General features: G+C 30.8%; 24 protein-coding genes. 18 read left to right on the top strand and 6 right to left on the bottom strand.

Annotated features, from left to right (window positions below; genetic code table 11):
• From C7447_RS14855 to C7447_RS12210, 15 genes are all read left to right on the top strand, one after another.
• Positions 1–998: hypothetical protein (locus C7447_RS14855; protein ID WP_170246032.1), on the top strand; the 998-nt coding region annotated here is incomplete at its 5' end.
• 66 nt (positions 999–1,064) lie between these two features.
• The gene (locus tag C7447_RS12275) at positions 1,065–2,015 is read left to right on the top strand and encodes a cytochrome P460 family protein (protein ID WP_170246030.1); all 951 of its coding nucleotides are present in this window, start codon (positions 1,065–1,067) and stop codon (positions 2,013–2,015) included.
• 116 nt (positions 2,016–2,131) lie between these two features.
• Positions 2,132–2,446 carry a c-type cytochrome gene (locus tag C7447_RS12270; RefSeq protein WP_148870809.1) on the top strand — a complete coding sequence of 105 codons (315 nt, stop codon included), beginning with the start codon at positions 2,132–2,134 and terminating at the stop codon, positions 2,444–2,446.
• Positions 2,447–2,450: 4 nt separating this feature from the next.
• Positions 2,451–2,885 (top strand): OB-fold protein, encoded by a 435-nt coding sequence (locus tag C7447_RS12265; protein WP_148870808.1) that lies wholly within the window; start codon positions 2,451–2,453, stop codon positions 2,883–2,885.
• Positions 2,886–2,890: 5 nt separating this feature from the next.
• Positions 2,891–3,430: a YceI family protein gene (locus tag C7447_RS12260; RefSeq protein WP_148870807.1), complete on the top strand. Its 540-nt coding sequence runs from the start codon at positions 2,891–2,893 to the stop codon at positions 3,428–3,430.
• Between the two features lie 6 nt (positions 3,431–3,436).
• Entirely contained in the window at positions 3,437–4,330 is an 894-nt protein-coding gene (locus tag C7447_RS12255) for a DUF5777 family beta-barrel protein (RefSeq protein WP_148870806.1), read from the top strand.
• Between the two features lie 96 nt (positions 4,331–4,426).
• The gene (locus tag C7447_RS12250) at positions 4,427–4,789 is read left to right on the top strand and encodes a hypothetical protein (protein WP_148870805.1); all 363 of its coding nucleotides are present in this window, start codon (positions 4,427–4,429) and stop codon (positions 4,787–4,789) included.
• Between the two features lie 32 nt (positions 4,790–4,821).
• On the top strand, positions 4,822–5,670 hold the full coding sequence (locus C7447_RS12245) for an RteC domain-containing protein (RefSeq protein ID WP_148870804.1): 849 nt from the start codon (positions 4,822–4,824) through the stop codon (positions 5,668–5,670).
• Between the two features lie 231 nt (positions 5,671–5,901).
• Positions 5,902–6,180 (top strand): helix-turn-helix domain-containing protein, encoded by a 279-nt coding sequence (locus tag C7447_RS12240; protein WP_036124021.1) that lies wholly within the window; start codon positions 5,902–5,904, stop codon positions 6,178–6,180.
• A 144-nt stretch (positions 6,181–6,324) separates the two neighbouring features.
• Positions 6,325–6,990 carry a hypothetical protein gene (locus C7447_RS12235; RefSeq protein WP_148870803.1) on the top strand — a complete coding sequence of 222 codons (666 nt, stop codon included), beginning with the start codon at positions 6,325–6,327 and terminating at the stop codon, positions 6,988–6,990.
• Positions 6,987–7,649: a P-loop NTPase family protein gene (locus C7447_RS12230; RefSeq protein WP_148870802.1), complete on the top strand. Its 663-nt coding sequence runs from the start codon at positions 6,987–6,989 to the stop codon at positions 7,647–7,649. Before C7447_RS12235 ends, C7447_RS12230 begins: the two co-directional genes overlap by 4 nt.
• Before the next feature lie 100 nt (positions 7,650–7,749).
• Positions 7,750–8,976: a DNA cytosine methyltransferase gene (locus C7447_RS12225; RefSeq protein ID WP_148870801.1), complete on the top strand. Its 1,227-nt coding sequence runs from the start codon at positions 7,750–7,752 to the stop codon at positions 8,974–8,976.
• The gene (locus tag C7447_RS12220) at positions 8,969–11,176 is read left to right on the top strand and encodes a sensor histidine kinase (protein WP_148870800.1); all 2,208 of its coding nucleotides are present in this window, start codon (positions 8,969–8,971) and stop codon (positions 11,174–11,176) included. The genes C7447_RS12225 and C7447_RS12220 overlap by 8 nt, the downstream gene beginning before the upstream one ends.
• A 9-nt stretch (positions 11,177–11,185) precedes the next feature.
• Positions 11,186–12,625 carry a hypothetical protein gene (locus tag C7447_RS12215; RefSeq protein WP_148870799.1) on the top strand — a complete coding sequence of 480 codons (1,440 nt, stop codon included), beginning with the start codon at positions 11,186–11,188 and terminating at the stop codon, positions 12,623–12,625.
• Positions 12,626–12,655: 30 nt separating this feature from the next.
• A complete protein-coding gene (locus C7447_RS12210) occupies positions 12,656–14,338 on the top strand; it encodes a hypothetical protein (RefSeq protein ID WP_148870798.1) in 1,683 nt (560 codons plus the stop codon).
• A 567-nt stretch (positions 14,339–14,905) separates the two neighbouring features.
• On the opposite strand, the gene C7447_RS12205 is transcribed toward C7447_RS12210, so the two are convergent.
• From C7447_RS12205 to C7447_RS12175, 6 genes are all read right to left on the bottom strand, one after another.
• Entirely contained in the window at positions 14,906–15,721 is an 816-nt protein-coding gene (locus C7447_RS12205; protein ID WP_449456393.1) for a HipA domain-containing protein, read from the bottom strand.
• 202 nt (positions 15,722–15,923) lie between these two features.
• On the bottom strand, positions 15,924–16,262 hold the full coding sequence (locus tag C7447_RS12200) for a HipA N-terminal domain-containing protein (RefSeq protein WP_148870796.1): 339 nt from the start codon (positions 16,260–16,262) through the stop codon (positions 15,924–15,926).
• Positions 16,249–16,467: a type II toxin-antitoxin system Y4mF family antitoxin gene (locus C7447_RS12195; RefSeq protein WP_148870795.1), complete on the bottom strand. Its 219-nt coding sequence runs from the start codon at positions 16,465–16,467 to the stop codon at positions 16,249–16,251. Before C7447_RS12195 ends, C7447_RS12200 begins: the two co-directional genes overlap by 14 nt.
• Positions 16,468–16,828: 361 nt before the next feature.
• Positions 16,829–17,071, bottom strand: a complete 243-nt coding sequence (locus C7447_RS12185) for a hypothetical protein (RefSeq protein WP_148870793.1) — start codon at positions 17,069–17,071, stop codon at positions 16,829–16,831.
• Positions 17,049–17,471 (bottom strand): DUF5675 family protein, encoded by a 423-nt coding sequence (locus C7447_RS12180; RefSeq protein WP_148870792.1) that lies wholly within the window; start codon positions 17,469–17,471, stop codon positions 17,049–17,051. Before C7447_RS12180 ends, C7447_RS12185 begins: the two co-directional genes overlap by 23 nt.
• 2 nt (positions 17,472–17,473) lie before the next feature.
• The gene (locus C7447_RS12175; RefSeq protein ID WP_148870791.1) at positions 17,474–18,229 is read right to left on the bottom strand and encodes a hypothetical protein; all 756 of its coding nucleotides are present in this window, start codon (positions 18,227–18,229) and stop codon (positions 17,474–17,476) included.
• A gap of 222 nt (positions 18,230–18,451) precedes the next feature.
• Between C7447_RS12175 and C7447_RS12170 the strand changes: the two genes are divergently transcribed.
• The 3 genes from C7447_RS12170 to C7447_RS12160 all read left to right on the top strand — a co-directional run bounded on the left by C7447_RS12170 (position 18,452) and on the right by C7447_RS12160 (position 21,612).
• Positions 18,452–18,649 carry a hypothetical protein gene (locus C7447_RS12170; RefSeq protein WP_148870790.1) on the top strand — a complete coding sequence of 66 codons (198 nt, stop codon included), beginning with the start codon at positions 18,452–18,454 and terminating at the stop codon, positions 18,647–18,649.
• 425 nt (positions 18,650–19,074) lie between these two features.
• Positions 19,075–20,073, top strand: a complete 999-nt coding sequence (locus C7447_RS12165) for a site-specific integrase (protein ID WP_246143071.1) — start codon at positions 19,075–19,077, stop codon at positions 20,071–20,073.
• A gap of 351 nt (positions 20,074–20,424) precedes the next feature.
• Entirely contained in the window at positions 20,425–21,612 is a 1,188-nt protein-coding gene (locus C7447_RS12160) for an SDR family NAD(P)-dependent oxidoreductase (protein WP_170246028.1), read from the top strand.
• Position 21,613: the final 1 nt, after the last annotated feature.

The following is a 21,613-nucleotide window of genomic DNA, read 5'->3' as shown; positions in this document are numbered from 1 at the left end:
TCACTAATCCAGACTTTTCAAATAATGGTGTTTGGCCAATTGCTGAAATTACCTTAGACCAAATACCAAGTATTTTAAACAATGGTGATTTTGGAACAATCGATGTTTATGGCAGAACTCAATTAACCTACAAAGGATGGCCACTATACTACTTTGGTCAAGATTCAGTTCGTGGTGATAATAAAGGGGTTAGTTTTCCAGCACCAGGTGTTTGGCCAATTGCTAATGTAAATACAACTACAGCACCTACAGTTGTTCCACCAACAGTTCAACTATCAACGGATGCTCAATTAGGCAGTATTCTAACAGATTCAGATGGCAATACCCTTTACTTCTTTTCTAAAGATACTAAAGACACATCTGTTTGTTTAGGTGGGTGTGCAGATATCTGGCCGATATTTTACTCAGATGATTTAGTAGTAGGTTCAGGTTTAAATGCTGCAGATTTTGCTACCATTACACGTACGGATGGCGAGTTGCAAACAACTTACAAAGGATGGCCATTATATTACTATTCTAGTGATAATGCAGCTGGTGACACCAATGGAGAGGATGTAAACAATGTTTGGTACGTAGCTAAGCCAGACTACTCACTTATGTATGCTAAAGGACAATTAGTTGGTCACGATGGCAATAACTATACAAGTAATTACACCGTAGGTGACGAAGAAACTAGTTATATCGTTGATATCGATGGAAGAACATTATACACCTTTATGAATGATACAAACAATACCAATAATTTTACTAATCCAGACTTTTCAAATAATGGTGTTTGGCCAATTGCTGAAATTACCTTAGACCAAATACCAAGTATTTTAAACAATGGTGATTTTGGAACAATCGATGTTTATGGTAGAACTCAATTAACTTACAAGGGATGGCCATTATACTACTTTGGTCAAGATTCAGAAAGAGGGGATAATAAAGGAGTTAGTTTTCCAGCACCAGGTGTTTGGCCAATTGCTAATGTAAATACAACTACAGCCCCAAATTAGATTAATAGCAGTTTCATTTTGAGTGACAACAATAAAAACATTTAATACACAATGCAATTTATAAATATGAAGAAATTATTGATAGGAATAATATTGATTATCACAATCATAATAATTGGATATCAATTTAGAGAAGTGGTTCCTAATCCTGAGGTGACTTCTGATTTTACAGAAGCTTCAACTGAAGTAAAGGAAATCATCAGGACTTCATGTTATGATTGTCACTCAAATGAAACTAAAATATCTTTTTACAATAAGATTCCTTTTATAGCTGAAATGGTAAGAAAGGATGTCACAGAAGGAAGGGCTAAACTGAATTTTTCTGAATGGGATAAATATTCAGAAAAAGAAAAGAAAACTATTCTTTATAACATTTTAACTAAAGTTAAAAAGAATATAATGCCACCTAAAAGCTATTCATTTATACATCCTGAAGCAGAAATTGATGAAAAAGAATTAGCAGCTCTCGAAACATACATTAAAGGTCTAGATAACGATTTAGAAATAAAGGATTCTGGTGCAAACGAATTAGATTTCGAAAGCGACTACAATAAATGGGTAGATAACCAAGGAAAAAAGAAAATAGTCAAAAATGCACCAAATGGTATTGAGTTCCCTAATGATTATAGAAGTTGGCAAGTCGTAAGTAGCTCTTTTCGAAAAGATCATAATTCTTTACGTGTGATTTTAGGTAATGATATTGCAATAAATGCAATTAAAGAAAACAAGATAAACCCATGGCCAGATGGTGCCATTTTAGGTAAAGTTGTTTGGAACCAAAGATCAGATGAAAATTGGGAAGCTGCTGTTGTGCCATCAACATTCATTCATGCAGAATTTATGTTTAAAGATTCGAATAAATACAAAGATACCAAAGGTTGGGGTTGGGCAAGATGGGTTGATCAGGAATTGAAACCTTTCGGGAAAGATTCAAACTTCTCTCAGAGCTGCATCGAATGTCATGTTCCGGTAAAAGACAGGGATTATGTATTTACCACACCTTCTATTTTTCCTTAACAAAAAGATGTTTGATTAGTAGTTTGTTAATTGTTAACAGGAAGATATTAACGATTATATCTTCCTGTTATATTAATCCAAGAAAAATGAAAAATAAAAAATTTTTAAAAAGTTTAATGTTAATAATATCGTGTGTTATTGTCTTTTCTTGTGAAAGTTATGTTGAAGAAGACTTTCAAGAATTAGTTCAAGACTGTGATCCAAACACATCATTTATTAACCAGGTTAAACCAATAATAGATAACAACTGTGTGAGCTGTCATAATGGTAATCAATTTCCGGATTTAAGAACATACAATGGGGTTAGTGCTAATTCTGAAATAGTGAAAGAACAAATTGTCAATAGAACAATGCCAATAGGTGGTTCTTTAACAAATGAAGAAATTGATTTAATAACATGTTGGATTGAAAATGGTTCGCTAAATAATTAATCATATGAAACTAACTAAACGAAAAAAAATAGGATTTACACTTCTATTCATTGGGGTGTTAATTATATCCTTAGCGCTTAGTCAGTATTATAAGCCCCACATAGATGTTTATAATGCTAATCCAGATATAATTACAAATGCTACTGATTTATTGTATGAATTTGAGAATGATGAAGAGGTGGCTAATAAAAAGTTTTTAGATAAGATTATTCAAGTAAATGGACAAATATCTAAAGTAGAAGCTTCAGAGAATAACGACATCATATTAACTCTCAAAAATCAAAAAGATGGTTTAGGAACTGTTATTTGTAATCTATCAACAAAAGAAAATAAGAAATTAATAAATCTTAAAGAAGGTCAAATTGTTAGTGTCAAAGGTATCTGTACAGGGTACTTAATGGATGTTATTTTGGTCAGATGTAACGTTGTAAATAATTAAATAAAATGAAATATATTTTATCAGTATTAGTATGCTTTTTACTAATAAACAATTTAAAAGCACAAGATAGGTACCTAACAAAGCAAGGTACAATATCATTCTTTTCACATTCACCTGTAGAAGATATTGAAGCTGTTAACAATCAGGTATTAAGTATTGTTGACATAGAAACAGGTGATGTCGCTATTTCAGTATTAATGAAATCTTTTATGTTCGAAAAGTCCTTAATGCAGGAACATTTTAACGAGAATTATATGGAGTCAGATAAGTTTCCTAAAGCAAAATTTAAAGGTGAAATTATCGATTTTGAAAATTTAGAAAACAAAAACAAAGTATCAATTCAAGGAGATTTAACGATTCATGGTATAACTAAAAAAGTTAAGGTAGAAGCAGGTATTGAGATTGATAAAGATAGTGTGGTATTAAAGGGTGTATTTACTGTTTTAGTAGCCGACTATGAGATAAAAATTCCTTCTGTAGTAAAAAACAACATAGCAAAAACCATTGAGATTACATTTTCACTAAACCATAAAAAAATTAAATAAATTATTATGAAAAATATTTTAATAATAGCTTTATTGTTTTCATTTAATAGTCTTTTCTCGCAAGACGACCTTATGGATGTACTTGATAATGAAACCCCAAAACATAAAGAGTTTGTATCATCTACATTTAAAGGGACAAGAATACTAAATGGGCACTCAATAGAAAACAGAAAAAAAGGAACATTAGAGTTTCTAATTTCTCATAGGTTTGGTAGAATTAATCAAGGAATTGATGAATTATTTGGATTAGATCAATCTAATATTCGGTTCGCATTTGAATACGGTGTATCCGATAGATTAATGTTGGGTTTAGGTAGGAGTTCATTTAAAAAAACCTATGATGGATTTTTTAAATATCAGTTAGTTAGGCAAACAAGAGGAGTCAAAGCCTTTCCTTTAAGTATCTCATTGTTTGGTAGTGCTGTTTATAAAACACTAAAAGATTACGATCCAGAAAATAAACCAGATTTTAATAGAAAACTCGCATACACCTCTCAAGTATTAATAGCAAGTAAGATAAATAATTCCGTTTCAATACAGATAACACCTACCTACATTCATAATAACTCAGTAAGAACTAACCAAGATCCACACGATATTTTTGCGGTAGGATTAGGTAATAGAATAAAGTTAAGTAATAGGGTAACATTAAATACCGAATATTTCTACACAGCAAATCCTTTAAAGTCTATTAAAGCAAAAGATGCTTTAGCTATTGGTGTAGATATAGAAACAGGAGGGCATGTATTTCAACTCATTTTGTCTAATTCAATTACAATGATTGAAAGAGACTTTATTACTGAAACTACAAATGATTTTTTTGAGGGAGGAATTCATTTTGGTTTCAATATATCAAGAGCATTTCAAACAGGAGGAAAAAAGAAAAAGAAAGATTTTTAGATTAATTAATTGAAATGCGATTAAATGCTGGGTGAATTTGAGAGGCAACTAAAAAATCTTTTGAATATCACCCAGTTGTTTTTAAAACAGTAAAAAATGTTTAAAAAATCATTTAAGGTAAACGGACAAGAAGATATTGATGATTTTATGTTGATGATTGATGCAACTTATCACAAGTACTCAGATCTAACTAGAAAAGATTTTTTTGCAAAAAACAGCGAAAAAATATTTAAAACTAATAATTCTGACAAGTTAGAATTTGAGATTAAAAACCAATCACTAAATAAAATCAAAAACTTATATTTTACCAATATATTCAAAGTAGACATTCAAATTTTGAACATAGATTTTGATTTATCTATAATTAAAATAAAGCATAATTTTTTCAATCAAAAAGGAGAACTGTGCGCAATTTTAAGTTGTAATATTCATTGGTATGTTAAAGTCATGACATATTGAAAACTTGATGCCTTTTGTATTTGTTTTAGGGTTTGGAAAAGAATATTATAAGAATTGTTAGAGAGTTTGAAGCCAAAATTGAATTACTAGAGTCAGAAATAGAAAATACAATTAATAAAGCAGAAGAGGGTATAAAAATCACAAGAAAAACTTTAAATAAACTTAGGGAGGTAATTAGCAATAGTGAGTTTAAAAGTATCAAAAGTGAGATAAACTTTTTTAAAAACATCAAGCCACTTATATATAGCAAGTTAATTTACTATGTAAAACTCTTCTATATTGAAAGTAAAAGACCTAGAGGTAGTTCTAAATCTCAAATTAAATATTTCAATAGTCAAATAGATAAGCTTCAAAATTATTTTAATGATAATTTAGAGTTTTATCATTATTACAGAAGAGGTGCAACATTTTTAGATGAGCATTACTTCTTAAGAGGAAAGGCAGATATTCGCCTTTTTCCAAATTCACTAGCCTTTTTTTATGACCATCAATTTGCAACAAGTCACGATACAACCGTATCAACGATCATCGCATATGATATGCTAATAATTTATTTAAAAACTGAAGCTGATAAAATAGAAAACAATACAGGAATGGAAATAGGATTAAATACATTTCAAAAACAATCAGATATGATGTGGTCAGCCAACAAAACTGATTTAGTTGAGTTAATATATGCGCTATATGCTTTAAGAGCTATTAATAGAGGGACTGTAGATATAAAAGAAATAGCATTAATGTTTGAGAACATGTTTAATGTAGAATTAGGAGATTATTACAGAACCTATTTAGAAGTGAGGTCAAGAAAAATAAACCGAACCAAGTTTTTAGATAAACTAAGAGAAGCTTTACTTCAAAAAATGGACGAGCAAGATCAATAAATCACCCAACTTGGGTGTTCATTGTGAATAAAGTCTACTAAATCACTTCATATTTGTCAAACGAAAGTCAAATTAACTAAAAGGTTATTAGAAGAAATGAAATTCTGAAGATAGCCTTGAAAGTTATCCCGAACTTGTTTCGGGACCTCATTATTAATTTAAAAATTATTAATAGCTACTGCTACGAATGAGAGTTCAAGGCGGTAGCTATTTTAACTAAAATCGTTTAAAATGGCAGCAACAATTATCACTACCGAAGACTTACGAGAATTCAAAGAAGAATTACTCGAAGATATTAAAGCAATCATTAACCACCAATCAGGTTTTGCACCTAAAAAGTGGCTCAAATCACCAGAAGTTCGCGATCTGTTAAGTATCTCACCAGGAACATTACAAAATCTTCGTATCAATGGAACACTGCCCTACACTAAAGTCGGTGGAGTCATCTATTACGATTACGAAGAAATTTTAAAAGTAATGGAAGAAAACCGAATCCATAACAAATTTTAGTGTCATTGCGAGAAGCGTAGCGACGTGGCAATCTCACTCATATGCAAGAAGTAAACTACAGGATCGAGCGTTTAAAAAACATCCAGTGGGTGTTTTTAGCGAAGAGGCCAGCTGGCGCATTGGTGTTTAAACTATAGAACTAATATGCAAGACGTTAATTATATTAAACATCTAAATTCAATCTTTATCCAATTCTCAAAAGATAATCGATTAAATCCAACCCACATAAGCTTATACATAGCATTATTTCAGTTGTGGAATTTAAATCGATTTTTAGAAGAGTTTTATATAAACCGAGATGAGGTCATGCAATTATCTAAAATAGGTTCAAAATCTACCTACCACAGATGTGTTAAAGAATTAAGTCATTGGAAATATATCATCTATTATCCATCGCATAACCCATTTAAGGGCAGCAAAATTAAGATGTTCAATTTTGAGACAAGCTCTAAACAAGTGGTGGACTCATACAATCCTAAAAATGGACAAGCACTGGTATCTATTAATAAACATATACAAACTAATAAAAACATTAATAAACTAGACCGGCCAAAAAATGGAAAAGAAGTCATTGATTTTTTCAAAAAAGAAAATTGGCCAATAATTGAAGCTCAAAAATTCTTCAATCATTATCAAGGCATAGGCTGGAAAGTAGGAGGCAAAACAAAAATTGTCAATTGGCAATCAACAGCTCGTAATTGGATGCTAAAAGCTGAAGAAATAAAAACAGAAAAAACACAAAAGGGAGTTAGCCAAAACCAAGACAACCTTAAGACTAGTAAAAATAAAAACTATAATGAACCTTTATGAGCAATCTACAACCACATATAATTCGAGAAGGAAGTGTTCAGTACTGTTTAGGAGAATTTAAAGACAATAACATTTCATACGATTTCAAAAAGATATTAATTTACCTAGATGCAAAAGGAAAACTATTGTTTGGGAAAAACTTCAAAATTTATGAAGAAGATGAGGTCGTACTATACAAGCTATGCATTTATTTTATTAGAGATTTTGAAGCATGCAAAAAATTAGAAATAGATCCAAATAAAGGCATTTTATTATCAGGACCTGTTGGATGTGGTAAAACAAGTTTAATGAAGTTACTTCGTCACATAGTGCCTCATCACAAACCGTATGAAATCATTCCAGCAAGAAACATAACTTTTGCGTTCAACAATATTGGCTTTAAAACCATTGAAGAATATGGCAATAGTAGTTTTTATTGTTTTGATGATTTAGGTGTAGAAACAACCGGAAGACATTTTGGTAAAGACTGCAACGTTATGGGAGAAATTCTGTTATCACGTTACGATTTATTTCTAAAACGAAATATTAGAACTCATGCAACTACCAACCTTAACGCCCAAGAACTGGAAGAAAGATATGGTAATCGTGTACGTTCAAGAATGCGTCAACTCTTTAATTTGATAGCTTTTGATAAGGAAACTATTGATAAGAGGGTATAACAATTTCTTCATGTCTTATATTATTTCATAAAAATTTTGTATGGAAGTACCAGGTTATTCCATGCAAATAATATATTTTTGAGTATTTTAAAGGTTTTTTATGAATTTTATAGATTTATTTTCTGGAGCAGGTGGTTTATCTGAAGGTTTTATTAAGGCTGGTTTTAATCCAATCGCTCACGTAGAAATTGATTCTAATGCTTGTCAAACTCTAGAAACAAGATTAATATTCCATAAACTTCAAAGAGAGAATCAATTAAATTTTTATTATGATTATTTATTAGAGAAGATTTCAAGAGAAGACTTTCTTTTGAAATATAGTAATAAAGAAATTTCTAATTCAGTAATTAATACAGCAATCGGTGGTGAGAATAATAAAGAAATTTTTAATATTATAAACAAGTTAGTTGGTGCTCGAAGTATTGATTTAATAGTTGGTGGCCCACCATGTCAAGCCTATTCATTAATTGGTAGAGCTAGAGACAAAAATAAAATGAAAGATGATTCAAGAAATTATCTTTATAAAGAATATGCAAAATTTTTAAAAGAATATAGACCTAAAGTATTTGTATTCGAAAATGTCCTAGGTTTAATTACTGCAAATGAGGGTAAGTTCTTTAAAAATATGAAATCATATTTTAAAAGAATAGGTTATGAGTTGGATTATTCAATAGAAACATCATCAGATTATGGTGTACTTCAAAAAAGAAAGAGAATTATTCTTATAGGTTGGAGAAAAGACGTTGATTTTGAATTCCCTACTTTTGATAAGGTTACGAATGATTGGACAGTTACTGATTTACTGACTGACCTGAAAAAGCTTAAACCAGGAGAACAAAATAAAATAACAAAGTACAAAACTGATACGACAAATTATTTATCAAAATTTGATTTACGAAATGGTGTTGATTTTGTTACACAACATATAGCAAGACCACATAATCATAGAGATTTAGAAATCTATAAAATTGCTATTAAAAAATTTGAAAAGGGAGAAAGATTAAAATATCCTGACTTACCAGAAAGGTTAAAAACGCATAAAAATCAAAAATCTTTTGTTGATAGATACAAAGTAGTTGATTCTGAAGGATTGTCACATACTATGGTAGCTCATATCGCAAAAGATGGTCATCATTATATATATCCTGATAAAAAACAAGTGCGTTCATTATCAGTTAGGGAAGCAGCTAGAATTCAATCATTTCCTGATGATTTCTTTTTTGAAGGAGGAAGAACTTCAGCTTTTAAACAGATAGGTAATGCAGTACCGCCACTTATGGCTAAAGAGATTGCAAATAAAATACATGAACAGTTGATTAATGAGTGAAATAATTAAACATAATAACGATAAGGATAGAATAATTGAGAAACCATTCAAAGCTAGGGCTCGTCTTTTACCTCAATTAGGAGATATGCTCATCAAAAGTGAAGATGTAGCATTTCTTGAATTAATTAAAAATTCTTACGATGCCGATGCTGACGAGGTTAAGGTTTTAATGGAAAAAATAACTAGCCCAAAAGAAGGGATAATTATTATAGAGGATAATGGTGTAGGCATGGATTTAGATTTGATTCTAAATGTATGGTTAGAGCTTGCTAGTGATTTTAAAACAAAACAAGTTAAGGATTCTCTTCCCACACTAAAAGGTAGATTACCTATTGGGGAAAAAGGTATTGGCAGATTAGGTGTTCACAAATTGGGTAATAAAATTGAATTAATAACTAAAAAATTAAATAGTAAGGAAGTTCACGTAAATATAGATTGGCGCGAGTTTGAAAAAGGAGGTTATTTAGAAGACGTTCCTGTCAAAGTTATTGAGAAACATACACCCGAACATTTTTTGAACGGAAACAAAGGGACTTATATTGCAATAACTGATTTTCAAGAAAAAACTAAATGGACTCGTGGAAAATTCAGAGATATTTTAAGAACTGTAACATCATTTACTAGCCCATTTGAAGAAACAAATGAAAGTTTTAAGCCAACCATTGAAATTTTAGATAATCCAGAGTGGAAAGAAGATATAATTACTTGGGAAGATGTAAAAGATTATTCTATAATTCAATTTGAAATTGAAATATCAGGAGAAGAGATTACAAAATTTCATTATAAGTATGAACCATATTCTGTTTTTGAAAAAGCCAAGGAGAGAACAATAAAGTATGGAGAGTTTAAAGATGAAAATGGTAATTTAAAATTTTTTGATGATAAATTAGTTTCAGCAAATAAAACAGTTTTAGAAGACACAAAAAAAGCCGAACCTATTGATGTATCTGGTTTAGGTACTATTAAGTTTAAAGGATATATCTTTAATTTAGAAGCATTTGTTATAAAAGATACTGTTAGTGATAAGAAAGGACTAAAATCTTATTTATCAGAAAGTAGTGGTGTCAAAGTATATCGTGGTACAGAACCAAATGAAAATAATGAAGCTAGTTTTGTTAGAGTTTATAATTATGGCGAACCAGGTAATGATTGGTTAGGACTAAATTTAAAGAGAGTAAATTTTTCTTCCAGTATTAGTAATAATTTGATTGTTGGAGGTGTTTTTTTAGATAGAGAGAGTACTAAAGAATTACAAGAAAAAACAGATAGACAAGGTTTTATAGAAGATGAGAATTATAAAAACTTTAGAGATGCAATCAATCATAGTGTCAGTGTTATAGATATATTCAGAAGAGCAGATGTTAAAGCTCTGAGAGATTTGTATGGTCCTAAAGGAGGCGAAGAACCAGTTATATCATCAATTAACAAGCTACGTACTTTAGTAAATGAAAAGATAAAAAGCGACAAACCTTTAAATATTGCCTTAAATAAATATATTAATGACATAGAATCAAGTTACAATACTATTCAAAGTCAGTTAATAAAAACGGCAAGTGCAGGTTTGAGTTTAGGAATAGTTTTGCATGAAATAGAAAAAGTTATTGGAGAACTTTTACATATAATAAAAAATGAAGATTCAAATAATGTAGCAGAACTGATTAAAAGACTAAACAAGCTTGTAAAAGGTTATGCGGAGATTTTTAAAAAATCAAACAGAAATAACATAGATGTAAAAGATGTAATTGAGGATGCTTTATTTTCAGTTGAATTTAGATTGAGAGCACATGAAGTTGAAGTTATAAAGGAATATGAAAAATCAAAAGCTAATATTAATTTAGCTAAAGGTCTTATAGAAGGAGTACTAATAAATTTAATTGATAATTCAATTTATTGGTTAGAGATTGCTAAAAAAGAACATAAGACGATTTCTCAAAAGAAAATATTTATAAATATTGAGGAAACAGAAAAAAATATTCATTTAATAATAGCTGATAATGGTACAGGTTTTTTATTAAGTAAAGACGAGATAATTCAACCTTTTGTTACTGGTAAAAAATCAGGCATGGGTCTTGGTTTACACATCGCTAATGAAATAATGTTATCTCATAAAGGCAAATTAGATTTTCCTGATTTTAGAGATTATACAGTACCTGAAGAATTCAAAAAAGGAGCCATTATAAGCTTGATTTTTCCAAAATAATTTCACTAAATGATTCAACAATACTTTAAAACTGGCAAAACAATCGTAATCGATGATCAATATGAAGAAGCAAAACCTTTGTTAGACGCCTTAACAAGATTACATATCCCTTTTATTTATTCACAAGGTAAACCAAATTCTAAATTTCCATTACCAGATAGGAAAAATCCATTTCACTATAATTTAGTTTTTATGGATTTGAATTTAGATTTTAAATTTACTGGAGGCTTAAGTACTGAAGGAAATCAAAAAACATTTAAAGGTCTACATTCACAAATACTAAACAATCTATTAAAAAATGACAACAGAAGTTTTATTTTGATTATATGGAGTAATGAAGAAGAAGAATATAGAGATCATTATTTAAACATATTTGAGGATGAAGAGAAGTATAGGACAGACAAAAGACCATACAAAATAATTTCATTATCAAAACCAGATTTTTTTCAAGAACAAGAAGATGGTACATTTAAGTTTTTAGAGGAAAAAGAAACAGAACTTAAAGAAAAAATCAATAAAGAGCTTTCAAAATTAGAAGCGTTTAATCTTTTATGTGAATGGGATAAGGTTGTTTCGCAATCAGCAGGTGATGCTATTGATGACATTATGGGGTTAGTAAATAAGATTCCAGATGAAAATCAAAGAGAAGAGCATTTAGCAAAAATACTCACGGCAATGTCAATTGCTTATTCAGGAGATAAAGGTTATTTAAATTTTAATTCAAATCAAGAAAGAACAGATTCTGTTCTTTTGACATTGACTCAATTACTCAATGATGATATTGATAGAAATGTATTGAACCAAAGACAACAAGAATTTACTGGTTGGAAAGCCAAAGATACATCAGAAATTAATCAAATTAGAAGTGATATTAATCCTTCATTGTTAAATAATAAGCTTTTAATTTTTCAACCAAATAAATCTGATTTAACAGGGTCGGTTTATAAATCAAAATATGTTAATGTTGAATTTAAGGATATTTTTACTGATTCTATAAATAAAGATAAGGCCTGTAAACAGTTTTTAACTAGGTATAAAAAATGGTATAAAATTAAAAATTTAGACCAAGCAATGACTAACATCATTAGAGAAAGTTATTGTGATAAATACATTTATAACCGTTCCACGCCTATTGAAATTAACCTATCGCCACTTTGTGATATTGTTCAAGATAAAATAGTTTACCATAGAATAGTTTCTGGATACATAATGCCTGCATCTTTTTATAATTCAACAAAAAGTGATTTAGCCTATTTTGTAAAAAGTCCTGTATTCAATTATGATGGTAATGATGTATTTATAGGTTTAGATTTAAGACACCTTGTTTCATGTACTAAAACCGATATAGAACAAAAAGACTATTTATTCACCTTAAGAACAAATTTGGTTAATGATATTCAAACTAAATTAGCTTCTCATGTTTCTAGATTAGGGGTTTTAAACTTATAAATGAAGATGTTTAAATAAATCCCTTTATTTATGTCACCTTCAGAATCTTTAAAAAACATATTAGAAGAAGAATCAAAAAAACTCAAAGAACTTTTTGATTACCCAAGCTATTTAGCTATCCACAATATAGTTAGACGAATGGATATCGTCATTCCTTTATCTTCTAGAATTTCAAGCAGTCCTCAAGATGATTATGCTGAATTTAGAGCTTTTTTCGATTATGGCTGGTTACCACTACTCAAATTCTATTATTCAAAAATCAATTTAAGTGATAGGCTTCCTTTTACATTAGTGACTAAAGAAATATTATCTATTTGTGATACAAGTATTTCGTATAGTGGTAAAATAGAATTTTGCAAGCAATTGTTGAATTTTGAAAAGGCAGATTTAATAAAAATCAATAGAGTAAGTGACAAAGAATTTTCATTTACATACTTGCATAAAGATTCAGGTATTGAACAATTTGACAATATAAGTTTGAATTTTTATAAAGATCGTATTGTTGAAAAAATAATTGAAGCGAAGAAAAAAGAGAAACCGTTTGATGAAAAATATATAAAAGAAGAAGTTAGGAGAATAGTTAATAGTCCTGATGGAAATATGATTATCTATCATACTACAGAAGAAATTGACGACTACTATAATCAGCAAGGTCATTTTCATATGTTAAGAACACAAGGCTACGATGAATTTGATACCAAAGATACTTTTGGAGGTATTGAGTATTGGAGGTATGTTGATCTTATTGAAATTCTAATGGGATCAGCTTTAATGAGAATAGATGCTTGTTTAGAATTACAAAAAAAATTAGAATCAATTGATTTGCATAATGTACTTTCCTATACTTATTATAAAGATAAAATAGCTGCTAATTTCTCTAACTATTTGGATTTAGATAAAGGTGTTGTTGAACAAATTATGTCCTGTCTCACACTTACAAAAGATAATTATGAATATTATCTTGATTATCCTTCAGCGCCACCACCAATTTTTTTCCAAGTTGCAGATAATTTATTAATTACTTCAATTGCTGGATCTTTAACAAATCCAATAGTTTTATTGAATAAAGAGTTAAAGAGAAAGTATAAAAAAGATTATGATAAGGCAGTAAACAACAGAGAAGATAGATTTCGTAACGAATTGTTTATGTTCTTTCAAAACAACCGGATTGTAAAAGTTTCGAGAGGAATAAATATTTCATTCAATGGCATACATACAGATATCGATGCAGTAGCCTATGATACAAAAACAAAAACATTAGGTTTATTTCAACTAAAATGGCAAGATAGGTATCATCACTCAATGAAAGAAAGATACAGTCGTATCAGTAATTTATTTGATAAGGCTAATGAATGGATAGGTAAAATTAAGTATTGGGTAGATAGTAATTCAGATAAATCAATTATTAGTTCATTGCAAATTAACAACCAACAAAAAGCTTTAACTGAAATTAATGAAGTTTACATATTTGTGATTTCTAGAAATCAGATGAATTTTACTGGTGTCGAATTAGATGATTCTGTTGCATGGAGTTCATGGCATCAACTTATAGAATCACAAGCTTATATTGGTTCTAACATAGACAACCCAATTAAAGAGATGTTCATAAAAATGAAAGCACTTGAACCTCAAAATAGAATTAAAAGAGGAGGGATGCCAAACCAAACCAAGTTAGTAATAGAACTAGGAGATTACAAAGTTTTTAATAGTTGATTCCCCACAAACCAAAATCCAGTTTTCTCGTTCCTCAAAACCCTCTGTCTTTTGGTTTGTTCCGCTATCCAACGCGCAGTAGCTTTTGGTTGCCAACGCTCACACAGCACATTGCTTCTTTTGCTTAAAGTGTTATTTTCATAATTGAATAATCAAAAAAGCAAAGAGCTGTTCCTAACGCTCACACCAAAATCTACCCAAAGCTATGTTACATAATGCGCAGTTATAGTAGCATTCATTCACTTTCTGTACTATAACGCCATTATGTAAAATATCCGCTCACCAGCCGCCAATTCAGAACTGACATTGAAGTTTAGAACACACAAGATTGCCACTTTTCCCCACCACCCATTTCAACGGTGTAGGTTACAGCAATTATTAATGTTTGCCAAGTGTCTGCGGTAGGATGCATTTCATTCGCTCAATCCCTTATCAGGGAATCGCTCTTTCCATTTACTCACCTCAACACCGCGCATAAAAAAAGAGCATTTTTTAGAAAATGCCCTTTATTTATCTTTCCAACCGCTCAACATCAATAATTACTTCCACCTACGACACTTTGCCCCGTTAAGTGAGTCGTTCATATCTTGTTTCCAGAATATCCTTATAAGCAGCTTTCATATCATCCGATAAAAAGGAATTATCTATCCATTTTATGGCTTTAGGTTTGTTTTTGAGCACACGCTTAAAAACACCTTGTATTTGTCTATCAGTTAATCCAAATCCAAGTCCTAAACGCTCAAAATGTGATTTTTTAAGCTTTCTTTTTTTTCCCTCAAGAGTGAGCGCCAACTCTTCAGTATCTTCAGGAAGAACAATAGACACATTTAACAAATCATATGCAGGAGCTAATATCCAACCTGAAGGGCTTTCTATCATGGAAAAGTTTTTCAAATGCATATCATTGTTTCCCGTGAGAAAACTAAAGACAGCCAATTCAAAATAGAAGATTTTATCCAACAAAGTATTATTAGAATAACTGTCCAAGGCTTTACCAATTTTTTCCATGGAGCTTTTATACTTATCAAAAGCCTCTGTAATTTGAAACATATCCAACATATGAATTTTTTTTCCTTTTTCAGTCCTATCAATACGTTTGGTAACATAAGACAATTCACCCGAAGCCAATTTTATCAAACTTGATGGAACAACCCGTATGCCCAAAGCTTCCGCAATCCGCATAGTCAAATGTTCGTTCTCTGGCATTTCCGGAAATTGATGGGATGGTGGTTTAAATATATACTGGCCACCAAGTGCACCAACAACAGTTAACCGTGTGTCGGCTTGTTCTTGCGTTTCTTTTATCAAAGACATTGATAATTTAGGTTGCACACCTGGTACAGCAACACTGCGTTCAACAACACTCTTTGCCAATTCTGCCATTTGATCTATAGTATAGGGGATTATTGGGGGTGTTGTAGTACCAAAGAATTCCATAGAACATTTTTCATGAAAATCAGTTCCATTTTCAAGTGGCTCATAACAATATAAACATCTACGCATCATCTATTTAAAATTTCGTTAGCTATATGGTCAATATTTAATTATTTCGAAAGCTAATAACTAGCTCATAGCTTAATGCCCATTATGGGCTTTCATCGTCATCAGTTTTAGGTACAACGCTTACTGCCCCAATACAATTCTGGCAACAGGCTAATAATAATCCCATACGATCATTTCGGTTTATTTTCCAGTTTTTTGATGCAATATCTAGTAACCAACCTTCAGGTATTAAACCTTCAAAAAAAGGAAATAATTTATTATCAGTATAAGCTTCTTTCCTAACAGGCATGGTAAACGTTATAAATTCAGAAGGGTGAGCTTCTACATAAGTTGCATCATATTGAAACACATAATCACCTTCATCAGTTTCAATAATAGTTCCGGCCAAATAATCTTTATAATATACATTACCTTGTCTCATCGTTCAATGCTTTACTATTTACAGGGGCTAGTTCATGTCCAAACATAGCAAGGACAAGATTAACCTTTTCCATGTTAAGCTTGGTCTTACCTTGTTCTATTTTTCGTACTACTGTTAAAGCAACACCAGCTCTGTCGGCAAACTCTTCTTGTGTAAGCCCAACTTCTTTTCTTCGTTCTTTAACAAATTCTGCTAATGATTTCATCTTATATTTATATTGTAATTATATGCTTTTACATATAGTTTTAAACAAATATACATAATTATATGCTTTTACATATAATTTCAATAAAAAAGATATAATTATATGCTTTTGCATATAAAAGTGAAATATAGATTTTATATTTAACTGAAAAGGTTAAGTATAAGAAAGCCCAAAAAGATCCTGGGCTTATATTTACATTTTGAGTTTCTTAATAAACTTAATAATAGATTTGAACAGCATCGAGGCAATAAAACTGACCAAAGCCCCTACAAATGCCAAAATAGTGGTAGTAATCAAATCCTCAACACTAATATTTATAATTGAGGAAAATAAAGTACCACCAACAATGGCAGATTTGGTATTATAATCCATCGTTAGCCTCATCAGTTTCTGTATTATCATCATCTTTAACAACCGCTTGACTTACTGCAGTAGCTACAGTTCCAGCAACAGTCATATAAGTAGCAATAGTAACGACAAGAGCTGGCATACTAATTGGGGTAGCTATGATAGCACCACCTGCAGTAGCTAATGCAATGCCAATGTTTCGTAAAGTTTTAAAGAATTTCGGAGTTGATTTTTTATAACGTTCTACTATGTTCATAATTTTGAGATTTAATAGTTAATAAAACAGTTTCTTTTCGGTCTTTAGCTTGATACACTAAAGACAATAATTTTTGCATAGCATCTCTTGAGTAAACGCCTTTTCCAATACCGCCTAAATAAGTTACCGGTGCAATACAACCTTCCAATTCTTTTAAAGCATTATTTGCAGGATGAAACAGAATTAAACGTCTATTTTGAATACCTTTAATATGTAAATGATGCTTAAAACGTTTAGAAAAACGAGGTTCTACTTCATAAGTACCTTCAGGAATACAAGACACATTTCGCTTGTTATTATTCCAGGGCAATTCAATAGTGTGACACAAAAAAGTATTAGAGCGAAAGAGAGTACCGTCAGTACCCTCTTTAAAATATGCTCTATCCAATACTAATTCCATAATTATAGAGCATCAATAGTAACAGCAGCCAAAGCATTGTAAGCGCCATTCTTAAGTTCATACATTTGGCCATTAACCTCTTGATAAAACTCAACACCCAACACCTGAACAACAGGCAATGTTGAATTTACAGTCAATGAAGCTGTTAAGACAATTGCAGCAGTATTTGCAGCTGTATAAGGAAGAATTGCAGTCTCATCATTTTCAAATGTTGAGGTTTCATTTTCGAAATCCAATTCAGATGCACCCATAACCACCTTAAAATGGGTTGTTCCTGTTGGAGCTGCAATTCTTACAGTTGGAGAAAAGGCAGCAATAGTTAAAGTTGCATCACCAGTAACACGGTCAAATGCTTTTGTAAATGCAGCAAACAAAGTTGTGCCTAATTTACCATTCAAATTGAATTCAAAGTTTTCTAATAAGCTTAAATTACCGTTTTGTACTGTTCTCAATCCTCTTTCATTGGTTGTGTCTGTCTTAACAATAGCCAAAAGGTCTTTTGTTAATCTACTTACTACACGTTTATCTTTTGCATTCTGCAAAAGCACACGAATAGCGTTTCGTAATACTTTACCACCTTTACCAGCACGTCCAAATTCAGACCCATTTTCACGCGTTCTCTGAAACGCAGGATCATTCGCAATACGACTTGCATCAACACCGCCTTTTTCACGTGCTAGATGTCCGTCAGTAGTTTTGTAAAAGGAAATACCACCAATAGTTCCTTTTAGTTTAATAATTCCAGTTTGTTTTGCCATAATAATTCGTTTTTTGATTAATATGTCAAATCACGTAACTTTATGGCTCGTTGTAAAAAAGCAAATTCCGTTTTTGGTCATACATTCCGATAAAACCAAAAACGTCATTAAAATATTGATAACACTATCGTGTTGTCAACATTTTAACAACGCATCACCACCATCACCATCATAAAATAATAATGTATGGATGATGTACAGATAAAGCATAGATAAAGTATCATGAATCAAAAAAGAGCTTGCATATACCCAAAAGATATTCAGCGCATCACAGGAAGAAGTGAGCGCTATGGACGTAAGCTTTTAAATGATATTAAAAACTTCTTTGGCAAAGAATCTTACCAATTTGTTACAATCAAAGAATTCGTTGAATACAGTGGTATAGAAGAAGAAATTGTCAACAAATATTTAATAGATTAATCATAATATTTGATGCAAATTGACTGGTTTTAATGGAGTTAAAATCGTAAATTTGTAGTAAGACGTTCAGATAAAAAATACTATTTCAATCTAACTAATAGGTCTACAATTCGGTTCACTCTGTTTTAGTCTATTTCTGAAAGTATTGATTTTACTACATAGTGGCAGTTTAGTTATCATCCTGCCACCCCGACTAAAATGAATACTAAAGAAAACTAAAACCTTGTAAATCGTATTATTTACAAGGTTTTATGGTTTTTAGACTATCATAAGAATTGATATTATATGGTTTAATTCGGTTCACAATTCGGTTCACAGTTTTAAAACATAAAAGGTGTGAACCGAATAGATACTTAAAATATTGTAATTGAAATAGTTGATTTGACTTTCGTCTTGAATGAATGTTTAATTAAAAGACGACAACTATGCAATCACAAACCACCTTTACCCTGTCATTTTGGGTTAATGCAACACGTATTAAAAACAATCAAGTTTCAGTTTTTGCCAGAGTAACCGTAAACGGTAAACGCGCTAATATCAGTTTACAAAGAAAAGTAATCTTATCTGAATGGGATTCCAACAAAGGAAGAGCTAAAGGAAACAAACAAGAATCTAGATTACTCAACAGATATTTAGACCAGGTTAAAAATAGAATTTATGAAGCTCACGATGAATTGGTTAAAGAAAAAGCGTTTATCTGTGCTCAATCCATAAAGGCTCGTTTCCTGGGAGAGGATAGCGAAAAATACTCTTTACTAACATTAGTAGATTACCATAATACCCAAATGAGCGAATCTTTAACTTATGGCACTTTAAAGAACTACTTCACTACTCAAAAGTATATCAAGCTATTTCTAACCAAAAAGAGAATACAAGACATCTATTTGTCTCAACTTACGTTTCGTTTTCTAGTCGATTTTGAAAAGTTCTTGCGTTCCTATGTTCCAGAGGACCATCAAAAGCAAATGGAAAACAATACGGTTATGAAGCATATCCAAAGACTTCGTAAAATGGTTACGTTGGCTTATAAGATGGAATGGATAGATAAAGATCCTTTTATAAAATTCAAGCCAACTTACATTAAAAATGAACGTGAGTTTTTACGAGAAGATGAGCTGCAAGCTATTATTGAAAAAGACTTTGAAATAGAAAGATTGAAGCTCGTTAAAGATTTATTTGTTTTTAGTTGTTATACAGGATTATCATATATAGATGTAATGAACCTCAACGAAGATAATATTGCTATTGGTATTGATGGTGGTCGTTGGATAATTACTAACAGGCAGAAAACACATAACAAGGTTAAAATCCCAATTTTACCTCAAACAGAAATGCTTATTGTAAAATACAAAGACCATATAAAAGCAAAGAAAACAAAAACCTTATTCCCTAATATTTCAATCAAAAGCTCTACTCATACCTAAAAGAAATAGCTGATTCATGTAGTAGCATTAAAAAGAATCTAACCTTTTACATAGCTGGACATACACATTTGCTACCACTATAACTTTAAGCAATGGTGTGCGAATAGAAACAGTATCCAAATTATTAGGCTATTCTAAAATAGCTACTACATATATTTATACCAGAGTAATTGAAAGAAAAGTGAGGACATACAAATATTGAGAAACAAATTCCAAACTAATAAATTAAATTAAAAAGTAAATTTTAAAATCTTACAACAAAATTAATTTTTCAATTGAAATAAAATTGGACTTTTTAACAAAGTTTATTGCAAAATTTATAAAGAATTTTGTTCCATAAAAATGAAAACAATGGAAGATAATTCAAACAAACCAAAAAAGTCAATATTAAAAAGAATAATACGTCTTTTAGGTGTTACTATATTTAGTTTTATTCTACTTATAGTTGGATCAGCAGTTTATATTGCTATAAATGATAAAGCAGCAAAATCACCTCTTTACACAGGACCTATTATTCCTGACGAATTCCAAATTCCAATAGACAATAATTTTGATCATCATACAGAAGCTGTGGATGTTGTGCAGGGGCTTGATTTAAAGGGTAAAATAATTGTAATGACTGGCGGACATAGTGGAACTGGTAGAGAAGCAACAAAAGCATTTGTAAGTAGAGGGGCAACAGTAATTGCTTTAGCAAGGGATGTAGAATGGGCTAAAAGAAAGCTAAAAGGATTGCCAAATATTGAGATAGAATATTTGGATTTGTTAAAACCAAAATCAATAGAGGCTTTTACCCAAAAGTTCTTAAAATCCAATCGTCCAATTCATGCACTTATAAATAGTGCAGGAATATATAATATCCCATTGATAAGAGATAAAAGAGGATACGAATTACAGTTTGCAACGAATGTTCTAGGGCATTATGAATTAATAATGAAATTGCTTCCAGCTTTGAAAAAAGCAAACGGAGCTCGTATTGTCAATTTATCATCTCGTGGGCATCGTTTAAGTAATGTTCTCATTGATGATGTAAATTTTGAACATACTAAATATGACGGAATGATATCCTATGTCCAAAGTAAAACAGCATTAATTCTTTTGACCGTTAAATTGGATGAGTTGTTAAGAGACTCAGATATTAGGACGTTTGCGGTTCATCCAGGTCCAATCCCTTCATCAGATCTTTTTGCTTCATCCCAAGTAGGTATTGCTTCCAATACTAAAGTTCAGTTCATGAAAGCTTCTGCAAAATTATCGAGGGCAATCAACTATACTTGGTTATTGAACTTTTTTAGAAATCCAGAAAACGTTGGAGATATATACAAAACAGTAAAAGAAGGCGGTGCTACAACAGCATGGGCAGCAGTCAGTCCTGAATTAAATGGAAAAGGAGGTTTGTATTTAGAAGATTGTAATATAGCAAAACTAGTCCCTAATGATAGTAATGCCCCTTTCGGAGTAAGACAATATGCTTTAGATATGGAATCAGCTGACCAAGTATTGAAAATTTGTGAGAATATGACTGGTATAATATTTTAAA

The sequence above is a fragment of the Tenacibaculum adriaticum genome (genome assembly GCF_008124875.1).
GTDB lineage: Bacteria > Bacteroidota > Bacteroidia > Flavobacteriales > Flavobacteriaceae > Polaribacter > Polaribacter adriaticus.
Note: the sequence above shows the minus strand (reverse complement) of the source record. Positions and strands in the feature narration are given on the sequence as shown.